Here is a 26,707-nt window from a genome sequence, read left to right as displayed (position 1 = left end):
TTCTTGTGAAATGTTTGACAAACAAATAATCTCTAATCCTAAATGAGCTGTCAACAAATAGTTTCCGCCGGGAGCCGCCCATGCCCGTCTATCTGGACTGCAACGCCACGACTCCGCTTGCGCCCGAGGCCCGAGAAACTCTTCTCCTTTACTTGGACGACGACTTCGGCAACGAGGGCAGTCGGACCCATGAGCTCGGCGCGCGGGCCAAGCAGGCGGTGCAGCGCGCGCGTGACCAGGTCGCTGCGGCGGTCGGCGCGAAGCGCGACGAGGTCGTCTTCACCAGCGGGGCGACGGAGAGCAACAACCTCGCGATTCTCGGGTTGCGCGCGGAGGCGGATACTGGGCGGAGTCATGTCATCACGACCCGAATCGAGCACAAGGCGGTGCTGGAGCCCTGTGATCTGCTGGAGCGGTCCGGGTTCTCGGTCACGCGGGTTGCGGTCGATTCAAGCGGCGCGGTGGATCCGGAGGCGATCCGTGGGGCGCTGCGGGCGGATACGGTCCTGGTGTCGGTGATGCAGGCGAACAACGAGACCGGGGTCCGGCAGCCGTTGGAGGCGATTGCCGAGCGGCTCGCCGACCATCCGGCGTATTTCCACGTCGATGCTGCCCAGGGCTTCGGCAAGGATCCGGAACCGCTGCGCAATCCGCGGATCGACCTGGTCTCGATCAGCGGTCATAAGATCTTTGCGCCGAAAGGCATCGGCGCCTTGGTTGCCCGGCGCCGGGGTTACGAGCGGATACCGCTTCAGCCCCTGATGGTCGGGGGTGGTCAGGAGCGGGGATTACGACCGGGTACCTTGCCGGTTGCGATGATCGCGGCTTTGGGGACCGCAGCCGTGAGCGCGGTGCGGGATTGCGCTCGGCGCCAGGCGATCTGTCGGGAGATCCGCCGGCAGGCGTTGGATGCGCTGATGCCGCTCGGCCCGCGCCTGACGGGTGATCAGTCTCTGGTGATGGATCATGTGCTGAATCTGGCCTTCCCCGGGTTGGACTCCGAGGCGCTCATGGTGGCTCTGAAGGATCAGGTGGCGATCTCGAATGGATCGGCCTGTACGTCGAGCAGCTATTCGCCGAGCCATGTGCTGAAGGCGATGGGGATGAGCGACGACGAGGCGAACGGCTGTGTGCGTCTGAGTTGGTGCCACCTTACGCCGGCTGTTGATTGGGAGGCGGTGGCCGGGCGGATCAGTGGGTTGCTTTGAGCCGGGTTCGTAGCAATCGGCAGCGTTGGCGTGCGAACCTTGCGGTAACGGAACCAGGGGCCATAGGCGACAAGCGGCTTGAGGCGATTTCCGGGAAGACTTGGGGCGAACGGCTTCCCGGGCACTCTTCATAACGTCCGTTTATCGCTTTCCTTGTCAATCCCTTCAGAACAGAACATACAAGGGGCGACTGAAGTCGCCCCTACAGGGTGGTCGTTCCTTTGCCGGAGATTCCTACGCTCTCTGACTCGACCAGGACACCAGGCGGGTACTCGCCGCAATCCATGACCAAAACCGACTCGCCGCCTTTCATGATTACCCCGGGCATGCTCGCTGATGTCGCCGAGATCGCCGAGCGTTTGGGGCGCTCCGCCGTGGCGGCCGAGTCGGCCGGTGCGCTGCGTCTGCGGCGCGTCAACCGGATCCGGACCATTCATGGGTCATTGGCAATCGAGGGCAACACCCTGAGCGAGCAGCAGATCAGCGCGATCCTGGAAGGCAAGCCTGTGATTGCGCCGCCTCGCGAGATCCAAGATGTCAGGAATGCGCTCCTGGCCTACGAGCATTTTCAGTCGTGGAATCCGGACAGCGAGGAGGATCTGCTTGCGGCTCATGCCCTTCTGATGACGGGTTTGGTGGAGCGTCAGGGCGCGTATCGACATGGGGGCGTTGGCGTGATGTCGGGCGATCATGTCGTTCACATGGCGCCGCCGGCCGATCGCGTGGCGATCTTGATGGAGGACCTTCTGGCCTGGCTGAGCAGGGCAGAAGTGCATCCGCTCATCGCGAGTTGCGTCGTTCACTACGAGCTCGCGTTTATCCACCCGTTCGACGACGGTAACGGACGGATGGGCCGCTTGTGGCAGACCCTGATCTTGAGCCGGTGGAATCCGTTGCTCGCCGATTTGCCGGTGGAGAGCATCATTCATGCGCGTCAACAGGACTACTACAGAGCGCTGGCCGAGAGCAACGCCGAGGGTGCCTCGACCCTGTTCGTCGAATTTATGCTGGGGGTGATTCGGGAGGCATTGATGTCCGCCTCGACCGAACAAGCTGCCGAACAAGGCACCGAACAAGCTAGCGAACAAGCTCTGAATCTGTTGGCGCGGATGGGCGAGGGCGACTACTCGGCCAAGTCGCTGATGGCGCTCATGGCACTGTCGCATCGGCCGACGTTTCTCTACGACTATCTGCACCCTGTGCTTGCCGGTGGATGGATTGAGCTGACGCGTCCCGAGATACCGAAGAGCCCCAAGCAACGGTATCGGTTGACGCGGTCGGGACGGCAGCTCGTGTTGGCGCTCGGGGAGCGTGATGGGGGGCGAGCTTAAAGTCGGACGTCTGTTTGGATCGAAGGTATCGATCCTGCCGCCATGGGCACTTCGACGGTCGGCGCTCGGGGCGACTGACGGCCGCCTTGGAACCACGCGCGCGCCGAACCAGCCGAGATCTCGATCGGCTCCGGAATCTGGATCTCGGTCCCGACCCAACCCCCGGCGTCAGGCCCATGAGCGCAGCCTCCAATTACGGCCGCGATCAGGACGGTCAGAGCGCCCGGCAGGTGCTTCATGCCTCGGTCCTCCGACGAAAGTCAGGGTTCATTCAAAAGATAGACTCTCCCAACCGCGACAGGATGGATGTTCGCTGGTTCATCTGAGTCCGCTTTCGAGAAAACGACGCAGATCACGCTGGGCGCGGGTTACACCAGACTCCGGTACGCGGCTCGAGATCTATGGTCGCGACCTGTTTCTGAAAGCGTTCGATCGATGCCCCGCAGAATGACGTGCATGGGGAAGCCGGCGGCAACGATGCGGGCGTGTCGGGGCATACCGATCTGCTGTTATCCCGAAGGAAAAGATGGAGCGATGATGGCAGGAAACCGTCGTCTGTCCCCTGTTTTTCGGTCCCCGGTTTTTCGTTGCTTGTAACCCCGGCCATCGTGGCATGCGTGACACCGCAGAGCGGGTGTCACGAGCGACTGATGTTTTGGGTGGCCGGTCTTACGAGCGAGGCCATCTGGCGCTCAAGAATACGCGACTCGGAGCCGAGATGGCTGGCGGTCGGGTGCGCCCTCAGGCGCCGCGCCGGTTACGCATTCGGATTGGCCGTTCGGTCGGCCAGGCTGTTGAGGTAGCGGCGGGCGTCGGCGAGGACCTGCTTGTTTTTCAGGAGCAGTTGCCAGCGGGTGCCGCCCACCTGCCGCCACAGCATGGCGGATCGGATGCCGGCGAGCAGGAGTGCGCGCACCCGGTTCTGGTTGTCGGGATTCTGCAGATGCAGCGGGTCGCCGCGGACGATGATGCGAGGCTCCAGGGTGCTGATGGTGTCGGTGTAGATCGCCGCGAGATGGGCCAACATGTTCGGATGCAGGAGTGCAAAGTGCTCCTGCTTCGCCTTTGCCGCCTCAATGCCTTCGCCGATGCGCGCGAGGAAGTCGGGGCGCGCCGCGAGGGCCCGCTCCAATTTCATCAAGAGGACCACGTAGCGGGTCAACTCCAGGTTGCGCTCCGGTTTGCCGGTGAGCTGCGCAATGATCTGTCGCGCCCCGTTCGCGACCCGACCCGGCTCGCCGAAGACCGCACCCACGTCGTCGGCATTGACCTGCAGGAGGCTGTAGATACAGGGATCCATGGCGTCGGTGTCGGCCGAGCCGGAGCGGGCGACGCGCATGACACAGTTGACGGCCTGATAGATACCGGCGAGCGCGATAAGGCGGTCGAGATTGTCGTGGGGCATTCGGCTGGTGATCTCCTGAGGAACTTGACGGTCATTTGAACCCGAACCAGGCGGTTGCGCCAAGTGCCGGTTCCAAACCGCGTCCCCGCTAAGGGCCGAGGATGCACCAAACGTCGAACCCACGCGAAAGTTAGCATCTCGCTTTGGACGCGGTTTAAGGCGAATTCCGAAAACCTTCATGCCAAGGGCGTAGGTTGTGCCGAGCCGTGCGAGGCACAACCAACCGTCGGTGCAAGTTGTGCCTCCTATCGTCAGCACAACCTACGGGTATGGAAGTTTGCAGAAATCGCCTAAACGCGGCTCAGCGCCATCCCGCGTCGATGATCGCGCCGCCGAGACAGACGTCGTCGCGGTAGAGCACCACCGACTGACCCGGCGTGACGGCGCGCTGCGGTTGGTCAAACTGAATCCGGCAACTCGACTCGCCGGCCTCCACGACCTCGCAGTGCTGCAGGGGCTGGCGATGGCGTAGACGCGCCAGGCACCGAAACGGCGGTTCTTGCGGCGGTGCCCCGGCGATCCAATGCGGCGCGGCCGTATGCAACCCGGAAGACATAAGCAGCGGATGGTGCGTGTCTTGAACCAGCACCAGGGTGTTGCGCTCGGCGTCCTTCGAGGCGACGAACCAAGGCGCCTCGCGACCGCCGTGGATGCCGCCGATGCCGAGTCCCTGGCGCTGCCCGATGGTGTAATAGGCAAGCCCCCGATGCTCGCCGATCGCAACCCCTTCGGCGGTCTCGATGGGGCCTGGCTCGCGCGGGAGATAGCGGGCGAGGAAGTCCCGGAAGCGACGCTCGCCGATGAAACAGATCCCGGTGCTGTCCTTCTTTTCTGCATTGGCGAGTCCCAGACCCCTCGCGATCTCCCGAACCTCGCGCTTGGTCAGGTCATGCAGAGGGAAGAGCGCGCGCGCCAACTGAGATTGATCGAGCAGATGCAGGAAATAGGTCTGGTCCTTGTCGGGGTCGGCGCACAGACCTAAACGCGCGCCCTGCGCGTCGCGTGTGACCCGCGCGTAGTGGCCGGTGGCGATGAGGTCGGCACCCAGCCCCAAGGCGTGCTCGAGAAAGGCGGCGAACTTGATCTCCCGGTTGCACAGCACATCCGGGTTGGGGGTGCGCAAGGCCCGATATTCGCTCAGGAAGGACTCGAAGACGCGATCCCAGTATTCGGTGGCGAAGTTGACGGTATGCAGCCGGATCCCGAGTCGTTCGGCGACGGCGCGCGCGTCGGCCAGGTCCGCGGCGGCGGCGCAGTAGCCGGGATCGTCGTCCTCTTCCCAGTTCTTCATGAAGAGCGCCTCGACCGCGTAGCCCAGATCGAGCAGTCGATGGGCTGCGACGGCCGAATCGACACCGCCGGAGAGGCCGACGATCACGCGGGTGGTGCGAGGCTTGTGCAATACGGCGGTCATCGCACAATTGTACCGGCCGCGTCGATCCGCGTCGCGAGCGGCTGCGGTCGGTCCCGCATCGAAGGTCTGCGCAAGCCTCGAAGGCGGTGTTAGCATGACGGCTTTTGGGCGACGAGAGCACTCCACATGGCCAACGACAACATCAAGATCCCTTCGGGCGGCGAGAAGATTCAGGTCAACGAGGACCTCTCTCTGAAGGTGCCGAACAATCCCATCATCCCTTACATCGAGGGCGACGGCATCGGCATCGATATCACGCCGGTGATGTGTGCGGTGGTCGATGCAGCGGTGGCCAAGGCGTACAAGGGGTCGCGCAAGATCCACTGGATGGAGATCTACGCCGGCGAGAAGTCGACCCGGGCCTACGGCGAGGATGTTTGGCTGCCGGAGGATACGCTTGCTGCGGTGAAGGATTATGTGGTCTCCATCAAAGGCCCGCTGACGACGCCGGTCGGCGGCGGTATCCGTTCGCTGAACGTGACCCTGCGCCAGGAGCTCGATCTCTATGTCTGCCTGCGCCCGGTGCGTTATTTCACCGGTACGCCGAGCCCGCTCAAGGAGCCACAACATACCGATATGGTGATCTTTCGCGAGAACTCCGAAGACATCTATGCGGGCATCGAGTGGCAGGAAGGCACGCCCGCGGCCAAGAAGGTCATCGATTTTCTGCGCAACGAGATGGGCGTGACCAAGATCCGCTTCCCCGAGACCTCCGGGATCGGCGTCAAGCCGGTCTCGCGCGAGGGGACCGAGCGTCTGGTGCGCAAGGCGCTTCAGTACGTGATCGACAACGACCGCGACTCCCTGACCCTGGTGCACAAGGGCAACATCATGAAGTTCACCGAGGGTGCCTTCAAACAGTGGGGGTACGATCTGGCCAAGTCCGAGTTCGGTGCCGAGGAGATCGGCGGCGGACCCTGGTGCAGCTTCAAGAACCCGAAGACCGGTAAAGAGATCGTGGTGAAGGACGTGATCGCCGATGCCTTCCTGCAGCAGATCCTGCTGCGCCCGAAGGATTACGACGTGATCGCGACGCTCAACCTCAACGGCGATTACATCTCGGATGCCTTGGCCGCGCAGGTCGGCGGCATCGGGATGGCTCCGGGGGCGAATTTGTCCGACACCGTCGCCATGTTCGAGGCCACGCATGGGACCGCGCCCAAATATGCCGGCAAGGATCAGGTGAATCCAAGCTCATTGATCCTGTCCGCCGAGATGATGCTGCGGCACATGGGTTGGACGGAAGCCGCCGACCTCATCATCAAGGGTGTTGAGGGCGCGATTGCGGCCAAGACCGTGACCTACGATCTCGACAGACTGATGGACGGGGCGACGAAGCTGAGCTGCTCGGGCTTCGGCGATGCGGTGATCGCGCGGATGGATTGACGGGCGCGGGCTTACGATCTTCGAGGAAAACGGGGCGCGGAATGGAGATTCCGCCCCCGGCTGTCGTCGGATGTCAGTGCAAAGTCGCCTCCAGGGGCCGACAATCGCGAGCGCTCAGCCCACCGCGATCAACTGACGCGATGCACATTGGCCGCATGCAGGCCCTTCGGTCCCTGACTGATCTCGAACTGGACTTTTTGTCCCTCGCGCAAGGTCTTGTAGCCATCCATGTCGATGGCCGAGAAGTGGACGAAGACATCCTCGTCGCGGCCGTCGGGCTGCACGAACCCGTAGCCCTTGGCGTTATTGAACCACTTGACAACACCGGTAATCATTTCAGGGCTCCTCCAGGAGTTGCAGGTCTCGCATGGGTGGTCGTTGTTGTTGTTGTCGTTGCCTGACGGGTGCCTTGAAACCTCGGAACCGCGCCATAACTGCGTAGTATAGTAAGGTGATTTCGGGGGTCAATCCGACATCCGCCGAGGCGCTCCGAGTTGCTCCCCGTCGCGGGTCGGTCCGGTCGAAACCCGAACGCAGGTGTCACGACTCAACCCGGACTCGAAGCGATGCCAGACCGTGCGAGCGACATCGCAAGCCTCCTAAATTTTTCTAGAATCCCCAATCATGAGTGACGACCTTCCGAGCGAGGAACGCGAATCAGGGCTGACCGTACAGGAGGCGAGACCTAAGCTTCGTCGGCCGCCCCTTTTCAAGGTCCTGTTGCTGAACGATGATTACACCCCGATGGAGTTCGTGGTGCAGGTCCTGGAGACCTTTTTCGCAATGAATCGCGAAAAAGCCACCCAGATCATGCTGCATGTGCATACTCGAGGTCGAGGGGTGTGCGGCGTTTTCACCAAAGATATCGCCGAGACCAAGGTGTCGCAGGTCAATGACTTTGCACGCAGTCACCACCACCCCTTGCTCTGCACGATGGAAGAGGCTTAGAGCCCGACACACCTGTTCGCTGCAGCGGCTCACACCGTTTCGTCAACCCTGCTTGGATTAGGCCAATGCTGAGCAAAGAACTTGAATTTACGCTGAACCGGGCCTTCAAGGAGGCGCGCGTGAAGCATCACGAGTACATGACGGTCGAGCATATGCTGCTGTCGCTTCTGGATAATCCGACCGCCGCGAAAGTTCTCAAGGCGTGCGGGACGGACTCCGAGAAGCTGCGCCGCGAGATCACCGCCTTTATCGACGAGACGACCCCGCTGATCCCGGACAGCGAAGATCGGGACACGCAGCCGACGCTCGGTTTTCAGCGCGTCCTGCAGCGAGCGGTCTTCCATGTGCAGTCCGCCGGCAAGAAGGAGGTCACCGGGGCGAATGTCCTCGTGGCACTCTTCAGCGAGCAGGACTCGCAAGCCGTCTATCTGCTCAATCAGCAGGATGTGACACGGCTGGATGTCGTCAACTACATCTCGCACGGGATCTCCAAGGTGCCCGGCGAGAGTCAGGACGACGAGGCGCCCGGCGAGATCGACGAGCCGCGCGGAGAAGAAAAGGAGGGGAACAGTCCGCTCGAGAGCTTTGCGACCAACCTGAACGAGATGGCACGTCAAGGTCGGATCGACCCCTTGATCGGTCGTGCTGCCGAGGTGGAGCGCACCGTTCAGATCCTCTGTCGGCGGCGTAAGAATAATCCGCTGTTCGTCGGCGAGGCCGGCGTCGGCAAAACCGCGATTGCCGAAGGTCTGGCGAAGAAGATCGTCGACGGCGAGGTCCCGGAGGTTCTAAACGACGCGGTCATCTATTCATTGGATCTCGGCGGCCTGGTGGCCGGAACGAAATACCGGGGTGATTTCGAGAAGCGGCTCAAGGCGGTGCTCGCACAGCTCAAGCGTCAGCGTCACGCCATCCTCTTCATCGACGAGATCCACACCATCATCGGTGCCGGATCCGCCTCGGGCGGGGTCATGGATGCCTCGAATCTGATCAAGCCCGTGCTGGCGTCCGGCGATCTGCGGTGCATCGGCTCGACGACTTACCAGGAGTATCGCGGGATCTTCGAGAAGGATCGGGCCCTGGCGCGTCGCTTCCAGAAGATCGATGTCGAGGAGCCCTCGGTCGAGGAGACCTTCGAGATCCTCAAAGGTCTCAAGAGCCGCTTCGAAGAACACCATCAGGTGACCTATACCAACCCCGCATTGCGCGCGGCGGCGGAGCTGTCGAACCGTTACATCAACGATCGTCATCTCCCGGACAAGGCGATCGACGTCATCGACGAGGCCGGCGCGCACGTCCAGCTCAAGAGCCCGGCAAAGCGTAAGAAGCGCATCGATGTCGGCGACGTCGAGGCGATCGTCGCCAAGATGGCGCGCATCCCCTCGAAGAAGGTCTCGGCCTCGGACACCGAGTCACTCAAGAACCTCGATCGCGATCTCAAGATGGTCGTCTACGGTCAAGACGCGGCCATTGATGCCTTAACCTCTTCCATCCGCATGAACCGCTCGGGCTTGGGGACCGAGGAGAAGCCGATCGGCTCCTTCCTTTTCACCGGGCCGACCGGTGTGGGCAAGACGGAGGTGACCCGTCAGTTGGCGCGGATCCTGGGGATGGAGCTGCTGCGCTTCGACATGTCCGAATACATGGAGCGGCACACGGTCTCGCGTCTCATCGGCGCGCCCCCCGGATATGTCGGCTTCGACCAGGGCGGTCTGCTGACCGAAGAGGTCAACAAGCATCCGCATGCGGTCTTGCTGCTCGACGAGATCGAGAAGGCCCATCCCGATGTCTTCAACCTGCTCCTGCAGGTGATGGACCACGGGACCCTGACCGACAACAACGGTCGAAAGGCGGACTTCCGCAACGTGGTCCTCGTGATGACGACCAACGCGGGGGCGGAAGAAACCGCACGCCGCTCGATCGGCTTCACGGAGCAGGATCACTCGACCGACGGCATCGAGGCGCTCAAACGCTATTTCACGCCTGAGTTCCGCAATCGGCTCGACGCAGTGGTGCAGTTCGGCTCACTAAGCGAGCAGACGATTCGCAGCGTGGTGGATAAGTTCGTATTCGAGCTCGAGCAGCAGCTCGTCGAGAAGAAGGTGAGTCTCACGATCGACGTCGATGCGCGTGCCTGGTTGGCCGAGAAGGGCTACGACCCGAAGATGGGAGCGCGCCCGATGGCCCGGGTCATCCAAAACCATATCAAGAAGCCTTTAGCCAACGAGCTTCTCTTCGGAGATTTGGTCACCGGCGGCAGCGTGCGCATCCATGTGGAGGGGGAGGCGCTTGCGTTCGACATCAACGGCGAGCCTCGCACGCTATGAGCGACGGCCCGGAGACAGACGTCGCCCGGTGTTCCGACCCCTTATCGCGTCTCCGACGAAGGAATGCCGGTCGACGCGCAAGCCATTGAAACAGCGGCTCTCCCTGCGATGGCGGTCGAGCGACGACGCCGACATCGCTACTCGCGTCGCGTCTATCCGGGGAGGCGCTGCGCGGCGTTTCCGCGATATTTTCGTCTCGGCTTGATCTATCGCGCTCGATAGACGATCCGGCCTTTGGTGAGGTCGTAGGGGGTTAGCTCGACAGTGACCTTATCCCCCGTAAGGATACGGATGTAGTGCTTTCGCATCTTGCCGGAGATATGAGCCGTCACGGTGTGACCGTTCTCTAGCTCGACCCTGAATACAGTATTCGGCAGGGTCTCGGTCACCGTGCCTTCCATTTGGATAACGTCGTCTTTTGACATAGTTTTCGTGTGTTGTACTGCGTGATCGGATCCGGGCCATGAAGCGCCGGGAGTGTACCACAGGTTGAGTGTCCCGAAGGGGGCGGCAGGGATCGAATCGCGGGCCTCGCTCGTAAGACCGGCCACCCGAATCATCCGTAACTCGTGACACCCGCTCTGCGGTGTCACGCATGCCCCGTAGCGCTCTGCGCCACGTGACAGGATGGCCCGAGTTACGAGCAAGGCCGAATCGCGCCGAGCCGAGTGTCCGAAACATGTTAACCGAGGTCCAAGGGTCGAGTGCGCTCGAACCCGCACCAAGTGTGCCCGTCCCACGCCTCGATCGGGCGGAAACGCGCTTTATACCGCATCTTCGGTGAGTTCCGAAGCCAGTAGCCGAGATAGAGATAGGGTAGGTCGCTGCGCCGAGCCGCTTCGATCTGCACCAGAATGGCGAAGGTTCCCGGCGAGCGTTCCGAGAGCGTCGGGTCGAAGAAGGTATAGACGGCGGAGAGCCCCTGCTCCAGAACGTCCGTCACCGCCACGCCGACCAGCCGCTCCCCCAGCCTCATCTCGATGAAGCGGGTCGACCCGCCCCAGCGTTCAACCAGAAAGCGTCGGTAGCTCTCTTCGGAGGCATCGTCCGCCATGCTGCCTTCCGGGTGGCGTTCCCTCAGGTAACGCCTGTAGAGGTCGAAATGGCTCGACTTGAAGGCTGCCGGGGTGTCGAGGAGTGTCAGCTCGGCCGAATTACGGCGCCAGTTGCGACGTTGCGAGCGGTCCGGGACAAACTCCGCAACCGGCAAGCGCACCGGAACGCAAGCCGCGCAGCCGCGACAGGCCGGTCGGTAAACATGCGCGCCGCTGCGGCGGAAACCCTGATCGACCAGGGTCTGGTAGGTTGCGCCGTCGATGCGGGCCGTGGGGTCTACGAAGAGGGTCCGCGCCAGGCGCTTGGGCAGGTAGGAGCAGGCGTGCTCGCCGGTCAGATAGAGGGCGAGATGGCGTCCTGCAAGGTGACCGTCGGCGGCATTCATGGCGTCTCCGCCGTGCCGTCGAAGAGGGGTAGATGCTCGCGTCCGTCGTCCCAGTGTCGATCGAGCGTATCCGGAGCGGGCATCCGGCAGAGTCGATCCAATCGACGCACCAGCTCGTCGCGAGGGATCTCGACGGCGCCCAACCGGATCAGATGCTCGGTGCGCATCTGACAGTCGATCAGGCCGAATCCCCAGTGCATCAGGCGCTCGCACAGATGCGCGAGCGCGACCTTCGAGGCGTCGGTCGCCCGGCTGAACATGGACTCTCCGAAGAAGGCGGCGCCGACGGCGACCCCGTAAAGGCCGCCGACGAGCCCGCCGTCCTGCCAAACCTCGACCGAATGCGCGATCCCGCGTCGATGCAGCGTTTCGTACGCCATCACCATCTCCGGCAGGATCCAGGTACCGCCGTGTGTGTCTCGTGGTTCCGCGCAGCCGCGAATGACCCCGCCGAAATCGCGATCCATAGTGACCCTGAAGGTCTGTTTGCGCAGCCGTTTGCGCAGGCTGCGCGGTACCTTCAAAGACTGCGGAAAGAGCACGGTGCGCGGGTCCGGGGACCACCAGAGGATGGGGTCGCCCTCGCTGAACCAGGGAAAGATGCCGCGTCTGTAGGCGTTCTCCAGCCGCTCCGCGGACAGGTCGCCGCCGAACGCCAGTAGGCCGTTGGGCTCGCGCAGGGCGTGGCGAACATCCGGGAATGCGGATCTGTTGCGGGGATCAAGTCGCGGAATCATGTCGGATCGTGCTGGCCCGCAACGCAACGGCCGCAAGGTCGTCGTCGCGGCGGTAAGGACTGTGAGCCTGCATCTCGGCGATGTAGTCGTCCATGCCTTCGGCCTCGAGGGTCACGAAGCGCGCGATGGCGTCGCGGAAGGCGGGGTCGGCGATCCAATGGGCCGACCAGGTCGGGGTCGGCAGGAAGCCGCGGCTGACCTTGTGCTCGCCTTGCGCACCCGGCTCGAAGCGGGTCAGGCCCTTCTCGATGCAGAAGTCCAGGCCCTGATAGTAGCAGGCCTCGAAATGCAGGCTATGGAAATCCTGAAAGCACCCCCAATGGCGTCCGTAGAGCGAGCGTGCGCCGACCAGGTCGAAGGCGGCGGCGACGATGTCGTTGCCGAATTCGGCCAGCACCAGCAGGAGACTCTCGCCCATCGTCTGGCCGATGGCCTGGAAGAAGGGCAGGGAGAAGGTCGGGATCCCGCCGCGCTTGTCGAAGGTGTCGCAATAGAGCCGATGGAAGGTGGCCCATTCCGCCTCCGTCACCGCGTTGCCCGGGATGCGTCGAATCCGCACGCCGGACTCGACAACGCGTCGCCGCTCGCGCTTGACCTTCTTGCGCTTCTCGGCCGTGAAGGTCCCGAGATAATCCTCGAACGAGCCGTAACCCAGGTTGTGCCAGTGAAACTGGCAGCCGACGCGTCTGAGCAGGCCCTGATCCTCGAGCAACGCCTGCTCGTCATCCGCCGTGAAAAGCCAATGCATCGAGGAGACTCCCGCCTCTTCGGCCACCCGGATCGCGCCCTGAATGAGTGCGCGTGCGTACTCTCGGCGCGCGGGAGAATCCCCGGTTAGGAGCCGCGGACCCGTCGCGGGGGTGTAGGGCGAGGCCATGACCAGTTTCGGGTAGTAGTGCAACCCTCGGCGCCGGTAGGCGTCCGCCCAGCTCCAGTCGAAGACGAACTCGCCGTAGGAGTTGAACTTCAGATAACAGGGTGCGGCTGCGAGAAGACGTCCATCCGAATCATGCAGCGCGAGATGCCGTGGCAACCAACCGAGCGATTCGCCGACGCAGCCGTGACGCTCCATGGCATCGAGAAACTCGTGCCGCAGGAAGGGGCTGTCGTCCCCGGCGAGCCGGTTCCATTGGTTCGCGGGGATGTCTGCAATCGCCGAGTGGGTCGTCAGTCTGTACATGGGCATCGATCGAAAGGCCGGGCCGGTATCAGGCACATGAGGGCGCCCGATCGGTGCCCAAGGTATCGGGCGCTCCGATCCGCTACTGGCCCCCGGCCGCCAAGGCGTCCAGATATTTTTCGGCATCCAACGCGGCCATGCAGCCGGTGCCTGCCGAGGTGATCGCCTGACGATAGACGTGGTCCATCACATCACCCGCGGCAAAGACGCCCGGCACGGAGGTGGCCGTTGCATTGCCGTCGATGCCGCTGATGACCTTGATGTAGCCGCCGGCCATTTCGAGCTGCCCGTCGAAGATCTGCGTGTTGGGCTTGTGACCGATGGCGATGAAGACGCCTTGGAGATCGATGTCCCGGGTGGAGCCGTCCGAGGTGCTCTTGATGCGCATCCCGGTGACTCCGGTCGCGTCGCCGAGGATCTCGTCGAGCGTGTGGTTCCAGGCAATCTTGACGTTGCCGTGCTCGGCCTTCTCGAACAGATGCTTCTGCAGGATCTTCTCCGCGCGAAGGGCGTCGCGTCGATGCACCAGGGTGACCTCGGAGGCGATGTTCGACAGATAGAGGGCCTCTTCGACCGCGGTGTTGCCGCCGCCGATCACCGCGACTTTCTGATTGCGATAGAAAAAACCGTCGCAGGTGGCGCAGGCCGAGACCCCGCGGCCGCGGAAGGTCTCCTCCGACGGCAAGCCGAGATACATGGCGCTCGCGCCCGTGGCGATGATGAGTGCGTCGCAGCTGTAAACAGCCGAGTCGCCCGTCAGCTTGAAGGGGCGCGTCTTGAGATCGACCCTGTTGACGTGGTCGAAGATGATCTCGGTCTCGAAGCGCTCTGCGTGGCGACGCATCCGCTCCATCAGCTCGGGTCCCTGGACGCCGTCGGGGTCGCCTGCCCAGTTGTCCACGTCCGTCGTCGTCATCAACTGGCCGCCTTGTTCCAGACCCGTCACCAGGACCGGGCTCAGGTTGGCCCGAGCGGCGTAGACGGCCGCCGTGTAGCCGGCGGGACCGGATCCCAGGATCAAGAGCCGGCAGTGCTTGGTTTCGCTCATATCTCGATTCTCCAGTTAAACCGCGCCCGGTGCGTTATGCGTCATGTGTTGGAGTGGCTTGGCCGCGCCAGCTCCGACGACTGTCGGAGCTGGCGCGGTGTTCACGGGTTTTTTGTCTCCTCGTTACTCGCGGTCACGCGGCGGACCAAAGGCCCCAGTGTGAGGCCTTGCACCAGCACGGAGAAGACCACGATGATGTAGGTCACGCTCAGGATCAGATCGCGAGGCTCGCCCTCCGGCAACGACAGTGCCAAGGCAACCGAGATCCCGCCTCGCAGACCGCCCCAGGTCAGGATCGCGAGGAAGCCCGGCTCGAAGTGGCGCTTCCGGCGCAGCAGCTGAAAGGGCAGACCGACACTGGCCAGTCGCGCGAGCAGTACCAACGGGATCGCGAGGAGACCGGCCAGCATGAATTGCCCGGTGATGCTGATTGCCAAGACCTCCAGTCCGATGATCACGAACAAAACGGCGTTGAGGATCTCGTCGACCAGCTCCCAGAAGTCGTCCAATCGATAGCGAGTGGCCTCGGTCACGGCGATGGCGCGGCCCCGACTGCCGATGATGAGGCCGGCGACCACGATGGCGATCGGTGCCGAGACGTGGGCATGCTCGGCGATGGCATAGCCGCTCATGGCCAGGGCCAGGGTCACCATGATCTCGACCTGATAGTTGGCGGTCTTGCTGATCATATATAGCGCGATCCAGCCAATGGCAAAGCCGAACGCCAGCCCTCCGAGGATCTCGGTGGCGAAGATCATCAGCGTGTCGCCGAACCCCGGGGTCGTCTCGCCGGCAGCGAGACCTGCCAACAGCATAAAGACCACGACCGCAACGCCGTCGTTGAAGAGCGACTCCCCGGTGATCTTCATCTCCAGCGACTTCGGCGCCTTTGCGTTCTTCAGGATGCCGAGCACCGCGACCGGGTCGGTAGGCGAGATGAGCGCACCCAGGAGCATGCAGTAAATGAACGGGATCTCGATTCCGAGAGCGAAGAACAGGAGCCAGCTTCCGCAGCCGATCAGGACGGTCGCGCCGATGACGCTCGCCGAGGCGAGGATCGCAATCGCCCACTTGTGCCTGGCGAGCTCACGCAGATCGACGTGGAGAGCGCCCGCGAAAAGCAAGAAGCCCAACATCCCCTCCAGCAATGCCTCGCTGAAGTCGATGCTGGCCAGCATGCGCTGAACCTCATGCTCCAGCTCCCTGGCGAATGGAAAAGGCAGCAAGAGCGCGAGCGAAAACACCAGGGCGATCAGCATCAGGCCGATCACGTTCGGCAGCTTGAGATACCGATCGTTCAGCCAGCTGAAGAGCGCCGAGAATCCGATCAGGACGGCGAGAACGTCGAAGATTCGCATCGTTTGTCTCCTTGTTTCGCTGGGCCGAGTCGTCTGCGACTCCGCTCGAGCCTTCCGCGGTTCGCTGCCTCTACTCCGCGCGAGTCCCGGAGTGATTGCCGGTGCGCCGAGGCGCCGCGCTTGGGATCCGTTGCGGGGCGGCCGTAGGCGCGCACGGTGCGATTATGCCGCGTCTTCTTCGGTTCGCGCGCGATTACCCGCATCGGTAGCCGCCCCCGGATCGCGCAATGGCGCTTCATGCGGACGGGGCGGGCCTGCCGGGAAAGGCGGCGATGCTCACTTGACACCTTGCGGTTGGCAGTCTAAAAATCAGGATTACAGGCAATTGCAAAATATACCGAGCGTCGATTATGAGGCTTTGGCAAGACGGTTGCGTCCTTTGCATCCTCGTGGTGTCAGGGATCCTGTCGGGCTGCGCCACCCAGCGTGGCGACGGCCTTGAAGGCCCGCGGGCGGACGTGGTGTTGGCCGGGTTATCCCAAGTCGGAACGCCCTATGTCTATGGCGGGAGTAGCCCGGGCGAAGGGCTCGACTGCAGCGGGCTGACCTATTACGCGCATCATGTCGCCGGCGTGCGGATCCCGCGTGTCTCGACCGAGCAGCTGCGCACTGCCACACCGGTTCCCGGCCGCCAGCCTCGTCCCGGCGATATCCTCTTCTTTCGGATCGCGCCGGGAGAGCATCACGTCGGACTGATGGTGGACGAGGAACGCTTTGTCCACGCCTCGACATCGCGCCGAGAGGTCCGGCTCGATCGACTCGCGACCCCTTACTGGCAGACCCGATTTCTTGGGGCCGGGACGTATCTCGACTGATTCGCCCGGTCGAACGTGGCCTTCTGCTCGCGTTTTTCGGCCCAATGTTGCACAATGCGCGGCAGCTTCCGGTCGAGCCGGGGGTGTCGATGTCACCACAATGAATGATTCGAAGGAGTTGACAACCATGTCCGATAAGCCAATGAGCACGAGCCGTCGCGACGCTGTCAAGGTGATGCTGGGTACCGCTGCCGCGATCCCGGTCATCAATTTGGTCGGCTTCGGCACCGCGCGCGCCGAGGTGCCTGCAAACGCAGTCGCCGCGAACGACCCCACCGCGGTCGCGCTCAAGTACAGCGCCGATGCGACCAAGTCCGACCGTGCTGCCGCGGCTCGTCCCGGTCTGCCGCCCGATCAGCAGATCTGTTCGAATTGCCAGTTCCATCTCCCCGAGGTCCCGGGTGCGACCGCAGAGTGGCACGGCTGCAGCCTGTTCCCCGGCAAGTTGATCAACGTCAACGGCTGGTGCGCGTCCTGGACCCTGAAGGCCGGCTGATCCTGTCGATCACTAGCCTCGGATTGTCCGTAACGGGGCCGTTTGGCCCCGTTTTTCGTTGCATGGTCCATCTCGAGACGCCCGGCGCGCACGAGCTTATGGCACACCCGACGCCCCTGCCGTCCCTCGGCACCAATCAGTTTCCAAGGTCTCTTAAGGAGCCACGGAGCCAAGGAGACGCGGAGGGCAGGAAGGAAAAATCTCGAATTCTCCGTGCCCTCCGCGTCTCCGTTAGAGGTATCTTGAGCTGGAGCCAGGGTGCCGGCGTCAACTGATCGGTGGCAAGGTCCGATTGACCGACCTTCGGGTCCGAGTTATGCATTGATTTCGAGAACGCGATCCTTCCCTGTCGTTCTCCGGTGACCATCATGACCTTCTCGCAACACCCATCCTCTTCGAGCTCCGAGATTGCCGAAACCTTCGGAGGCTCCATCCGTTCCCGCGAAACCTTAGCCCCGCGCTGGCGTATGGCGCTGTTGCGCGGCATCGTCTGGGGCCTTATCGGGATGATCTATGCGCCCTTGTTTACGGGTCTTGCAGAGTTGTTCCATGGCCTCGGCTTTGGCCACGGGACTTACATCGCTGCCGCAGCCCTGGCGGGTGCGGTCGGGGCCGCGCTCTACGCAGCGCGTGAGGTGGCTCTGATCGCGACGGGCATCGGTGTTCTGGTCGGCGTCCTCGTCCTGACGCTCTTTGCCGAGCGAGTTGCGGTTTTCCATGTCGTTTTGGTGGCGGCCGCCGTTGCGGGTCTGGTCGGCCTGACCGTGAGCTTTCCGGCACGCTGCTCGAGACATGTCCCGGGGAAAACCATGGCGGGCCTGGCGACGGGTGCGATCGGCGGCGGTTTTGTGGCGCTGGTCGAGCCGTTCCACGCGAATCCCTTCTCCTCGTTCGCGGTCCTGGCCTTTCTCGTCAGCGTCAACGGCGTGCTTTATGTCGCGACCGTGCGCTGGTGGCTGTCGGTGTCGCATCGGATGCATTGCGAGTCGCGGCCCTGCTACATCATCGAGTCCTTGGTGATGGCGACGCTGGCCGGTGTGGCTGCCGGCAGCGTTTGGATGATGATCGGACCTCTTGTTGATTTCGAGAGCGGGTTGTGGCAATCCGCGAGCGCGGCCATGCATGATCGCATCCCGATGGCGATCCTCGGGGGCCTGTTCGGTGGCGCGATCGCAGGACTGCTGCTCGAATTCTTTCGGTTTTCCTGGGTGCACGACATCTAAAGACATGGCGAAAACAGCCTCGAGTCGGAAATGGCTGGATCGGCAGCACAGCGATCCCTACGTCAAGCGCGCGCAGCGCGAGGGCTATCGTTCGCGCGCAGCCTTCAAGCTGCTCGAGATCCAAGAGAAGGATCGGATCTTCCGTCCGGGGATGCGGGTGTTGGATCTGGGTGCCGCACCGGGCAGCTGGTCCCAGATCGCCGCGCGCCTTGTCGGCGTGCGCGGCAGCGTCGTTGCGCTCGATCTATTGCCGATGGATCCGCTGCCCGGCGTCGTCGTGATGCAGGGCGACTTTCGCGAGCCCGAGATCTTGGCTCGACTCTGTGCGACCTTGGGCGGCGAGACGCTCGATCTGGTGCTCTCGGATATGGCCCCCAACATAACAGGCATGACAGTCGTGGATCAGCCGCGCTCGATGCACCTTGTAGACTTGGCCTTGGATCTTTCGCGGTCGCGTCTGCAACCCGGCGGGTCTCTGGTCGTCAAAGTGTTCCAAGGAACGGGTTTCGACGACATCCTGATCGAGCTGCGACGGAGTTTCTCCAAAGTGGTCAGTCGTAAGCCCAAATCATCGCGATCCCAGAGTCGGGAGCTTTACCTGGTCGCCAAAGGCTTTCATCGTTGAGGCGTCGATGCTAATTTCAGCCGTTCGACCTCGACACCATCGCGTCGGTCCACCATCAGCAGGGGCAAGCAAGCCGTGAATGACATGGCGAAAAACATACTTCTTTGGGTGGTCATCGCCGTCGTGCTGATGTCCGTCTTCAACAATTTCACCACCGCGCCGACGACCCCGCGGACCCTGAGCTATTCCGATTTCATCGAGCAGGTCAGGCAGGGCGAGGTCAAGGAGGTGACCATCCAGGGTCGCACGATCGAGGGGATCAGCGGCTCCGGACAGCGGTTCACCACCTTTAGCCCGGGCGACGACGGCCTCGTGGGCGATCTCCTGAATCATGGTGTCGTGATCAAGGCCGCGCCACCGGAGAAACAATCGGTCCTGATGCAGGTCCTGATCAACTGGTTCCCGCTCCTGATCCTCATCGGCATCTGGATCTTCTTTATGCGGCAGATGCAGGGCGGTGCCGGCGGTCGCGGTGCTATGTCCTTCGGCAAGAGCCGCGCCCGGATGCTTTCGGAGGATCAGGTCAAGGTTACCTTCCAGGATGTCGCGGGTGCTGAAGAGGCCAAGGACGAGGTCTCGGAGATGGTTGATTTCCTGCGCGATCCCGGCAAATTCCAGAAGCTCGGGGGCAAGATCCCGAAAGGCGTACTGATGGTCGGCCCCCCGGGAACCGGCAAGACCCTGCTTGCCCGTGCGATCGCCGGTGAGGCGAAGGTGCCCTTCTTCACCATCTCGGGCTCGGACTTTGTGGAAATGTTCGTCGGTGTCGGCGCCTCGCGGGTGCGCGATATGTTCGAGCAGGCCAAGAAGCACGCGCCCTGCATCATCTTCATCGACGAGATCGACGCGGTCGGCCGGCATCGTGGTGCCGGTCTGGGCGGCGGTCACGACGAGCGCGAGCAGACCCTGAACCAGCTCCTGGTCGAGATGGACGGGTTCGAGGGCAACGAGGGCGTCATCGTGATCGCTGCGACCAACCGTCCGGACGTGCTCGATCCTGCGCTGCTGCGTCCGGGCCGGTTCGACCGTCAGGTCGTGGTCCCGCTTCCCGACGTGCGCGGTCGCGAGCAGATCCTTAAGGTACACATGCGCAAGATCCCGGCGGCCGAGGACGTGAAGGCGTCGGTCCTGGCGCGCGGCACGCCAGGGTTTTCGGGTGCGGATCTCGCCAACCTGGTCAACGAGGCGGCGCTCTTCGCCGCTCGGTCGAACAAGAAGATGGTCGACATGGACGACATGGAGAAGGCGAAGGACAAGATCATGATGGGCGCCGAACGCCGGTCCATGGTCATGTCCGACGACGAAAAGCGTCTGACCGCCTATCACGAGTCGGGGCATGCGATCGTCGGCCGACTGGTCCCCGACCATGATCCGGTGCATAAGGTCAGCATCATCCCGCGCGGTCGGGCGCTGGGCGTAACCCTCTTCCTACCGGAGGACGACCGTTTCAGCTACAGCAAGCAGCGCCTGGAGAGCAGCATCTCGAGCCTCTTCGGCGGACGTCTGGCCGAGGAGTTGATCTTCGGCCCCGAGAGTGTGACGACGGGCGCCCAGAACGATATCCATCGTGCGACCGAGATCGCGCGCAACATGGTCACCAAGTGGGGCCTGTCCGACAAGCTGGGTCCGCTGACCTACAGCGAGGAGGAGCAAGAGATCTTCCTCGGGCACTCGGTCACGCAGCACAAGAGCGTCTCGGACGAGACGACGCATCTGATCGACGAAGAGATCCGCAATGTCATCGAGCGCAACTACGAGCGTTCCCGCGGTCTCCTCCTTGCCAACATGGACAAGCTGCATGCCATGTCGGACGCGCTGATGAAGTACGAGACCATCGACGCCGTACAGATCGACGACATTATGTCCGGGCGACCGCCGCGTCCGCCGAGCGACTGGGAGGACGAGGAGGCCGGTGGCCGCCCGGCCGGTCGCCGCTCCGATCGCGCTCGACAGGCGGACCCCGAGCCAGGCGCCGACGACGGGACGCTTGGACGACCTGCCAGCGAACATTAGGCACGGAGGGCGGTATGTCGGGACGGCGTTATTTCGGGACGGACGGGATCCGAGGACGGGTCGGGGAAGGGATGATTACGCCTGACTTCGTCCTCAAGCTCGGCTGGGCGGCGGGACGGGTCTTCGGCCAGGGCAATGGCGGGAAGGTTCTGATCGGCAAGGACACGCGGATCTCGGGCTACATGTTCGAGTCGGCCTTGGAGGCGGGTCTTGTGGCGGCCGGCGTGAGCATCCGGCTGCTCGGGCCGATGACCACGCCGGGCGTCGCCTATCTGACCCGCACCTTTCGCGCGTCGGCGGGCATCGTCATCACCGCCTCGCACAATCCATATCAAGACAACGGCATCAAGTTCTTTTCGGCCGACGGCGATAAGCTCCCGGACGACGTCGAAGAAGCGATCGAGATGGAGCTTGAGCGGCCTCTGCGTACGGTCGACTCCGCAGCGCTCGGTAAGGTGAAGCGGATCGACGACGCCAACGGTCGCTATATCGAGTTCTGCAAGAGCACCGTTCCGACGAGTATGAATTTCCGTGGTCTGCGGGTCGTCGTCGACTGCGCCAATGGCGCGACCTACAACACCGCACCCTCTGTCTTCGAGGAGCTCGGCGCCGATGTTATCCGCCTCGGTACCGATCCGGACGGTTTCAACATCAACCGCGATGTCGGCTCTACCCATCCGGACGCCTTATGCCGAGCGGTCGTGCAGGAAGGCGCCGAGCTGGGTATCGCCTTCGACGGCGACGGCGACCGCGTGCTGATGGTCGACGGCAAGGGACAACTGATCGACGGCGATCGGCTGCTCTATGTCATCACCAAGGCCCGTCTTGCGGACGGGGCGATGCGCGGCGAGGTCGTCGGCACCCTGATGAGCAACCTGGGCTTCGAGCACGCGCTGCAGAGGATCGGCGTCGGATTCGTGCGGGCGAAGGTCGGCGACCGCTTCATCATGGAACATCTGAAGCGCTCGGACGGCATCCTCGGCGGCGAGCCTTCCGGGCATATCATCTGTCGCGATCGCACGAGCACGGGTGACGGGATCGTCGCGGCTCTGCAGGTCCTCGCCGGTTTGAAGCGACTCGACACGGGTTTGCATGAGATCTGTTCCGAGGTCGAGCCTTATCCTCAGATTCTGATCAACGTCCGGTTGAACGCCAAGCGCGATATGGTCGGGCTGCCCGCCGTGCAGGATGCGCTACAGACCGCGGAGCAGGCGCTCGCGGGCCGAGGGCGTGTTCTGCTGCGTCCCTCCGGTACCGAGCCGCTGATTCGCGTCATGGTCGAGGGCGTCGATGCGAGCGAGGTCCGACGGCTTGCCGAGTGGCTGGCCGATGTCGTGCGTGCGCAGATGGCTCCGTCCTCGGCCGAGTGCGCCTCTTGAAGAGCGTGACCGGCGTTCGGCCGTGCTCGTGACTCCTGCCATCGTGGCACATGGCGCAGAGCGCCACGGGGCATGCGTGACACCGCAGAGCGGTTGTCACGAGCGTCTGTAGGTTTGGGTGGCCGGTCTTACGAGCGAGGCCCGGCGTTCCGTTCGGGTGCCCGTGTCGATCTTGAGCGGGAGTCTCGAAAACCGGACTATCAGACCAGCCCGGGCGGCGGCCCGGGCTTTTTTGCGCTCCGCACCCGTCGGCCTTCTTACGCGGGGACGATCCGCATCCGTTGAAGACGACTGCATGGTTTTTGAAAGGAGTCCGTGATGACGGCGACCAACTCGATCCATGGCATGTGGTCGACCCGACTGGCCTTTATCCTGGCCGCCAGCGGTTCGGCCGTGGGTCTCGGAAATATCTGGCGTTTCCCCTACACCGCCGGTGAGTACGGGGGTGGGGCTTTCGTATTGGTGTATGTCCTCTGTGTCGCCCTGATCGGCGTTCCGATTATGATGGCCGAGATCATGCTCGGCCGCCGCGGCAGGCGCAGTCCCATCAACACGATGCGGGCGCTCGCGAAGGAAGAAGGCCGGGCGCCTGCTTGGCAACTCTTGGGTTGGATGGGGATCCTGGCGGGCTTCCTGATCCTCGCCTTCTACAGCGTGATCGCCGGTTGGACGATGGGCTATATGTTCCGGTCCGCAAGCGGTATGTTTACCGGAATCGATGCCGCGGGCTCGGGGGCGATGTTTGCCGGCTTGATCGGCGACGCCGAGCGTCTGCTCGCCTGGCATACCATCTTCATGGTGATGGTCGTGCTCGTGGTCGCTCGCGGTGTAGCCGGCGGGCTGGAGAAGGCCGTGCGCGTCCTCATGCCGGCGCTGTTCGTGCTCCTCGTGGTCATGGTTGGATACGGCGTGCAGGCCGGTGATTTCGACACGGCGGTCGCCTATCTCTTCGAGCCCGATTTTGCCGAGTTTCAGGGTAAGGCCGGCGAGGCGATCCTCAGCGCGATGGGGCAGGCGTTCTTCAGCCTGAGTCTCGGGATGGGTGCCATCATGATCTACGGGTCCTATCTAAAGCGGGACTCCTCGATCGCACAGAACACCATGATCATCGCCGGGCTGGATACCCTGGTGGCCCTGTTGGCCGGTCTTGCGATCTTCCCCATCGTGTTCGCCCACGGCCTAGCGCCCGACAGCGGGCCGGGGCTCATCTTCCAGACCTTGCCCATCGCCTTCGGAGACATGCCGGGCGGTGCCTTTTTTGGGACCCTGTTCTTCGTGCTCTTGCTGTTCGCGGCCTGGACCTCGGCCATCTCGCTGCTCGAGCCGCTGGTGGCCTGGCTGGTCGAGAATCTGAGCTTCAGCCGGGTGCGAGCATCCGTGCTGGGCGGGCTCTCCGTCTGGCTGTTGGGCATCGCCTGTCTGTTGTCGTTGAACGCCTGGTCCGAGATCACGATCTTCGGCAAAGGCTTCCTCGATCTCTTCGACTTCCTGACCGCGAATATCCTGTTGCCCTTAGGCGGCGTCCTGATCGCAATCTTCGCCGGTTGGATGCTGTCGCGTGCCTCTTCCGTCGATGAATTGGAGATGGGCGACGGCTGGTTCTACCGGATTTGGTGGTTGCTGATCCGTTACGTCGCCCCCATTGCCGTCGGGATCGTTCTGTTGAATGCCCTCGGAACGTTGAAGTGGATCGGGCTGGGGTGAAGCGGACGGGGATCACCGGCGCGAGAGCTCGGTCGGCTCGGTGCTGGATGGGTTGATGTGCGCGGATTAAGGTGATTTCCGCAAACTTCCATACCCGTAGGTTGTGCTGACGATAGGAAGCACAACTTGCGCCTACGGTTGGTTGTGCCTCGCACGGCTCGGCACAACCTACGCCCTTGGCATGAAGGTTTCCGGAATTCGCCTAATTTCTTGGATCGAGGGGCTTGGATCGAGGGGCTTGGATCGAGTGGAGAAGTGCAGAGATTCCGAGACCGTCCGAGATCATTTTCGTTGTCGTTGTTGTAGTCGTATCGATGGTCGATTACGACAACGACAACGACAATGAACGGTCTCGACACAACTGCCGTGCTGCACTAGTGGCCTGGGTCAATGCTCGTCGAGCGACGGAATCCAGATCTTTTCATTCTCTAAACCGCGTCAGACACACGGCTTCGGATGCCCTTGAGGGGCAGGCCCTGTTTAAACGTCGGTTTTTCACTCTAGACGCGGTTTCGCTGTGGCTATCGTCAGAAAAAGTGCTCTGGTGCCTTACTCGGCATCGCAGATGTTCGACCTCGTCTACGATGTCGGCTCCTACCCCAAGTTCCTGCCTTGGTGCGACAAGACACGTGTCATCTCGGAGACCGACGAGAAGATCTGTGGTCAGATCGAGGTCGCCCGCATGGGGATTCGGCAGACCTTCAGCACCTGCAACCGATTCGAGCGCGACCGGCGGATGGATATTGATCTGCTCGACGGACCGTTCCGAAAACTGGTCGGCGGATGGCGTTTCGTCCCCTTGCGCGAAGATGCTTCCAAGGTCGAGTTGGAGCTGGAATTCGAGTTCTCGGGTCATTTGATCGACAAGGCGTTCGGAGCCGTCTTTCACCAGATCGCAAACACGCTGGTGGATGCCTTTTGTCGGCGTGCCGAAGAGGTCTACGGTGACTGACTACCTCAAGGTGTCCGTGGCCTATGTCGGTGCCGACGACCAAATGCTCCGTCCGCTCGAAGTGCGCATCGGCACGACGGTGCGTCAGGCGATCGAGCAATCCGCGGTGCTCTCGCGGTGCCCCGAGATCGATCTGGCGGTCAACCAGGTCGGCATCTTCGGAAAAGCGGCCAAACTGGATCAGGTCTTGGATGACGGTGATCGTGTCGAGATCTATCGCCCCTTGATTGCCGATCCAAAGGAGGCGCGTAAACGACGCGCAGCCGAGGGGAAGGTCTTGCGCAAGGGTGGCGCAGATGCCGATCCGAACTCAGGGACCTGAGTCGACGCATGAGGGAACGCCAAGCATCCGCTGATGCATCGCGATCCCAGCGGCCTCTTCGACCGGGCGGGCTTTACTCCTTCGGCTCCAAGCCGATCGTTTCCAGGCCGCGTTTGATCAGACCTTTAGGTTTTTGATAGTCGGGAACGGACACGACCATTTCCTGCGGTTCTCTCGCTTCGGCGCGCGCCGGATTCGGGCGAATATCCCCCTCGATCCGCGCAAGGCTATCATCGTTCTGAAAATACAGGGTCAGGTAGCGGATCTCCATGGGGTTGTGCCCACGCTGGAGGGTATAGGTGTAGTCCCAGCGATCGGTCTGGAAGAAGTCCGTGAGTAAGGGCGTACCCAACAGAAACTGGACCTGGCGCTTGTTCATTCCGAGCTCCAGGCGATCGACCATCTCCTCGGTGATGATATTTCCCTGTTGCACCGTCATCTTGTAGACGAACGGGAGGTCCTCCAAGACAGAGCCCCGGTACTCCTCGGGTTTTTTGTCACGGGAGCAGCCGGCCGTTGCGAGCGCGACGAAGGCTCCGAGTATCGAGATATAAATCAACTTTCGCATGTCTTGAAAACAGCGCGTTTGCATTGAACCCAGGCATGATACAGCAGCGCCACGATCCGATCATCGGGGCGACGAATCAGAAGACAAATCGGGTAGACCCGCGCGCGCCGACGGATCTGCCCCAGACGGGGAGATGGGAATTGGAAATCGAGCAGATCAAACAGGCAGGTCTTAAGGTCACTGCGCCGCGGGTCGCGATCCTCGCCATTCTCGAGACCTGCGGCAAGCGACATCTGAGCGCCGAGGATGTCTACAAGGAGCTCCTCAACAACGGCGAGGAGATCGGGCTCGCGACCGTCTACCGCGTCCTGACCCAGTTCGAGGGGGCGGGGCTCGTGTGCCGGCGTCACTTCGAGACCGGGCAGTCGGTCTTCGAGCTCAACAGCGGCGACCACCACGACCATCTGGTCTGCATCAAGTGTGGCAAGGTCGTGGAGTTTTGCGACCCGATCATCGAGGAGCGCCAGTCCAAGATCGCCGCGGAGCGCAACTTCCGGATCGAGGATCACTCGCTCGTGCTCTACGGGATCTGCGAGGAGTGCGAGAAGACGAAGAAGCGCTGATCGCAGCGCTTGCGCAGCAAGGTAGGCGCCGGTCTAGATGGCGGGATCCCGCTCGCCACCGTAACTCTTGACGTGATCAAAGGTGCCGTCCGTGAACAGCCCGGACATAATCCCTCCGGCCGGCATCAGGTGCTCGCGCATCCAGCTGTCGTGATCGATGGCGCGCCGGTGCAGCTCTTCGGGATCTGCAACCGCAGTGAAAGCGCCGGGGAAGACGGCGGTGCCTTGATGCGCGGATTCGATCATACCGGTTTCTGTGTCCGG

At 62.6% G+C, this 26,707-nt stretch carries 26 protein-coding genes; 15 read left to right on the top strand and 11 right to left on the bottom strand.

What is annotated here, in order from left to right; all coding sequences use genetic code 11:
* Window positions 1-80: 80 nt before the first annotated feature.
* Window positions 81-1,208, top strand: coding sequence for a cysteine desulfurase DndA (dndA, locus tag AADX97_RS09835; protein WP_374232520.1), 1,128 nt, complete (start codon window positions 81-83; stop codon window positions 1,206-1,208).
* 284 nt (window positions 1,209-1,492) lie between these two features.
* A complete protein-coding gene (locus AADX97_RS09830; RefSeq protein ID WP_374232521.1) occupies window positions 1,493-2,539 on the top strand; it encodes a Fic family protein in 1,047 nt (348 codons plus the stop codon).
* A 757-nt stretch (window positions 2,540-3,296) separates the two neighbouring features.
* Here the strand turns inward: AADX97_RS09830 and hflD are convergent.
* Both hflD and mnmA read right to left on the bottom strand, forming a co-directional pair.
* On the bottom strand, window positions 3,297-3,944 hold the full coding sequence (hflD, locus tag AADX97_RS09825; protein WP_374232523.1) for a high frequency lysogenization protein HflD: 648 nt from the start codon (window positions 3,942-3,944) through the stop codon (window positions 3,297-3,299).
* A gap of 301 nt (window positions 3,945-4,245) precedes the next feature.
* Window positions 4,246-5,358 carry a tRNA 2-thiouridine(34) synthase MnmA gene (gene mnmA, locus AADX97_RS09820; RefSeq protein ID WP_374232524.1) on the bottom strand — a complete coding sequence of 371 codons (1,113 nt, stop codon included), beginning with the start codon at window positions 5,356-5,358 and terminating at the stop codon, window positions 4,246-4,248.
* A 126-nt stretch (window positions 5,359-5,484) separates the two neighbouring features.
* On the opposite strand from mnmA, the gene icd reads away from it, so the two are divergent.
* A complete protein-coding gene (icd, locus tag AADX97_RS09815; protein ID WP_374232525.1) occupies window positions 5,485-6,744 on the top strand; it encodes an NADP-dependent isocitrate dehydrogenase in 1,260 nt (419 codons plus the stop codon).
* Window positions 6,745-6,872: 128 nt separating this feature from the next.
* On the opposite strand, the gene cspD is transcribed toward icd, so the two are convergent.
* The gene (gene cspD / locus AADX97_RS09810; protein WP_007193300.1) at window positions 6,873-7,079 is read right to left on the bottom strand and encodes a cold shock domain-containing protein CspD; all 207 of its coding nucleotides are present in this window, start codon (window positions 7,077-7,079) and stop codon (window positions 6,873-6,875) included.
* Between the two features lie 289 nt (window positions 7,080-7,368).
* Between cspD and clpS the strand changes: the two genes are divergently transcribed.
* A complete protein-coding gene (gene clpS / locus AADX97_RS09805; protein WP_374232527.1) occupies window positions 7,369-7,692 on the top strand; it encodes an ATP-dependent Clp protease adapter ClpS in 324 nt (107 codons plus the stop codon).
* Window positions 7,693-7,757: 65 nt separating this feature from the next.
* Window positions 7,758-10,019 carry an ATP-dependent Clp protease ATP-binding subunit ClpA gene (gene clpA, locus AADX97_RS09800; RefSeq protein ID WP_374232528.1) on the top strand — a complete coding sequence of 754 codons (2,262 nt, stop codon included), beginning with the start codon at window positions 7,758-7,760 and terminating at the stop codon, window positions 10,017-10,019.
* A gap of 206 nt (window positions 10,020-10,225) precedes the next feature.
* Here clpA and infA read toward each other — a convergent pair whose 3' ends face one another.
* The 6 genes from infA to AADX97_RS09770 all read right to left on the bottom strand — a co-directional run bounded on the left by infA (window position 10,226) and on the right by AADX97_RS09770 (window position 15,783).
* Window positions 10,226-10,444, bottom strand: coding sequence for a translation initiation factor IF-1 (gene infA / locus AADX97_RS09795; protein WP_007193303.1), 219 nt, complete (start codon window positions 10,442-10,444; stop codon window positions 10,226-10,228).
* A 257-nt stretch (window positions 10,445-10,701) separates the two neighbouring features.
* A complete protein-coding gene (locus AADX97_RS09790) occupies window positions 10,702-11,460 on the bottom strand; it encodes an arginyltransferase (RefSeq protein ID WP_374232529.1) in 759 nt (252 codons plus the stop codon).
* The gene (aat, locus tag AADX97_RS09785) at window positions 11,457-12,197 is read right to left on the bottom strand and encodes a leucyl/phenylalanyl-tRNA--protein transferase (RefSeq protein WP_374232531.1); all 741 of its coding nucleotides are present in this window, start codon (window positions 12,195-12,197) and stop codon (window positions 11,457-11,459) included. Before aat ends, AADX97_RS09790 begins: the two co-directional genes overlap by 4 nt.
* The gene (locus tag AADX97_RS09780; protein WP_374232532.1) at window positions 12,181-13,377 is read right to left on the bottom strand and encodes a GNAT family N-acetyltransferase; all 1,197 of its coding nucleotides are present in this window, start codon (window positions 13,375-13,377) and stop codon (window positions 12,181-12,183) included. The genes aat and AADX97_RS09780 overlap by 17 nt, the downstream gene beginning before the upstream one ends.
* 82 nt (window positions 13,378-13,459) lie before the next feature.
* Window positions 13,460-14,425: a thioredoxin-disulfide reductase gene (gene trxB, locus AADX97_RS09775; protein WP_374232534.1), complete on the bottom strand. Its 966-nt coding sequence runs from the start codon at window positions 14,423-14,425 to the stop codon at window positions 13,460-13,462.
* A gap of 101 nt (window positions 14,426-14,526) precedes the next feature.
* The gene (locus AADX97_RS09770; RefSeq protein WP_374232536.1) at window positions 14,527-15,783 is read right to left on the bottom strand and encodes a cation:proton antiporter; all 1,257 of its coding nucleotides are present in this window, start codon (window positions 15,781-15,783) and stop codon (window positions 14,527-14,529) included.
* A 350-nt stretch (window positions 15,784-16,133) separates the two neighbouring features.
* On the opposite strand from AADX97_RS09770, the gene AADX97_RS09765 reads away from it, so the two are divergent.
* The 9 genes from AADX97_RS09765 (at window position 16,134) to AADX97_RS09725 (ending at window position 25,312) form a co-directional block, all read left to right on the top strand.
* Window positions 16,134-16,598 carry a C40 family peptidase gene (locus AADX97_RS09765; protein WP_374232538.1) on the top strand — a complete coding sequence of 155 codons (465 nt, stop codon included), beginning with the start codon at window positions 16,134-16,136 and terminating at the stop codon, window positions 16,596-16,598.
* Between the two features lie 127 nt (window positions 16,599-16,725).
* Entirely contained in the window at window positions 16,726-17,094 is a 369-nt protein-coding gene (locus tag AADX97_RS09760; protein WP_374232539.1) for a high-potential iron-sulfur protein, read from the top strand.
* 368 nt (window positions 17,095-17,462) lie between these two features.
* Window positions 17,463-18,317, top strand: a complete 855-nt coding sequence (locus AADX97_RS09755; RefSeq protein ID WP_374232541.1) for a hypothetical protein — start codon at window positions 17,463-17,465, stop codon at window positions 18,315-18,317.
* Between the two features lie 4 nt (window positions 18,318-18,321).
* Window positions 18,322-18,942, top strand: coding sequence for a 23S rRNA (uridine(2552)-2'-O)-methyltransferase RlmE (gene rlmE, locus AADX97_RS09750; protein WP_374232543.1), 621 nt, complete (start codon window positions 18,322-18,324; stop codon window positions 18,940-18,942).
* An 84-nt stretch (window positions 18,943-19,026) separates the two neighbouring features.
* Window positions 19,027-20,955 carry an ATP-dependent zinc metalloprotease FtsH gene (gene ftsH / locus AADX97_RS09745; protein ID WP_374232545.1) on the top strand — a complete coding sequence of 643 codons (1,929 nt, stop codon included), beginning with the start codon at window positions 19,027-19,029 and terminating at the stop codon, window positions 20,953-20,955.
* A 14-nt stretch (window positions 20,956-20,969) separates the two neighbouring features.
* Window positions 20,970-22,334, top strand: a complete 1,365-nt coding sequence (gene glmM, locus AADX97_RS09740; RefSeq protein ID WP_374232547.1) for a phosphoglucosamine mutase — start codon at window positions 20,970-20,972, stop codon at window positions 22,332-22,334.
* 318 nt (window positions 22,335-22,652) lie between these two features.
* Complete coding sequence (locus AADX97_RS09735) at window positions 22,653-24,038, top strand: sodium-dependent transporter (RefSeq protein ID WP_374232548.1); 1,386 nt, start codon at window positions 22,653-22,655, stop codon at window positions 24,036-24,038.
* Window positions 24,039-24,555: 517 nt separating this feature from the next.
* Window positions 24,556-24,990: a type II toxin-antitoxin system RatA family toxin gene (locus AADX97_RS09730; RefSeq protein WP_007193316.1), complete on the top strand. Its 435-nt coding sequence runs from the start codon at window positions 24,556-24,558 to the stop codon at window positions 24,988-24,990.
* On the top strand, window positions 24,983-25,312 hold the full coding sequence (locus AADX97_RS09725; protein ID WP_374232549.1) for an RnfH family protein: 330 nt from the start codon (window positions 24,983-24,985) through the stop codon (window positions 25,310-25,312). Before AADX97_RS09730 ends, AADX97_RS09725 begins: the two co-directional genes overlap by 8 nt.
* 73 nt (window positions 25,313-25,385) lie before the next feature.
* On the opposite strand, the gene AADX97_RS09720 is transcribed toward AADX97_RS09725, so the two are convergent.
* On the bottom strand, window positions 25,386-25,880 hold the full coding sequence (locus AADX97_RS09720) for an outer membrane protein assembly factor BamE (RefSeq protein WP_374232551.1): 495 nt from the start codon (window positions 25,878-25,880) through the stop codon (window positions 25,386-25,388).
* Window positions 25,881-26,020: 140 nt separating this feature from the next.
* Between AADX97_RS09720 and fur the strand changes: the two genes are divergently transcribed.
* Window positions 26,021-26,443: a ferric iron uptake transcriptional regulator gene (fur, locus tag AADX97_RS09715; RefSeq protein ID WP_374232552.1), complete on the top strand. Its 423-nt coding sequence runs from the start codon at window positions 26,021-26,023 to the stop codon at window positions 26,441-26,443.
* A 33-nt stretch (window positions 26,444-26,476) separates the two neighbouring features.
* Here fur and AADX97_RS09710 read toward each other — a convergent pair whose 3' ends face one another.
* Entirely contained in the window at window positions 26,477-26,689 is a 213-nt protein-coding gene (locus tag AADX97_RS09710; protein WP_374232555.1) for a hypothetical protein, read from the bottom strand.
* Window positions 26,690-26,707 lie beyond the last annotated feature (18 nt).

It is taken from the genome of Thiocapsa sp. C2-2m (assembly GCF_041903745.1).
Classification (GTDB): domain Bacteria; phylum Pseudomonadota; class Gammaproteobacteria; order Chromatiales; family Chromatiaceae; genus Thiocapsa; species Thiocapsa roseilacustris.
Note: the sequence above shows the minus strand (reverse complement) of the source record. Positions and strands in the feature narration are given on the sequence as shown.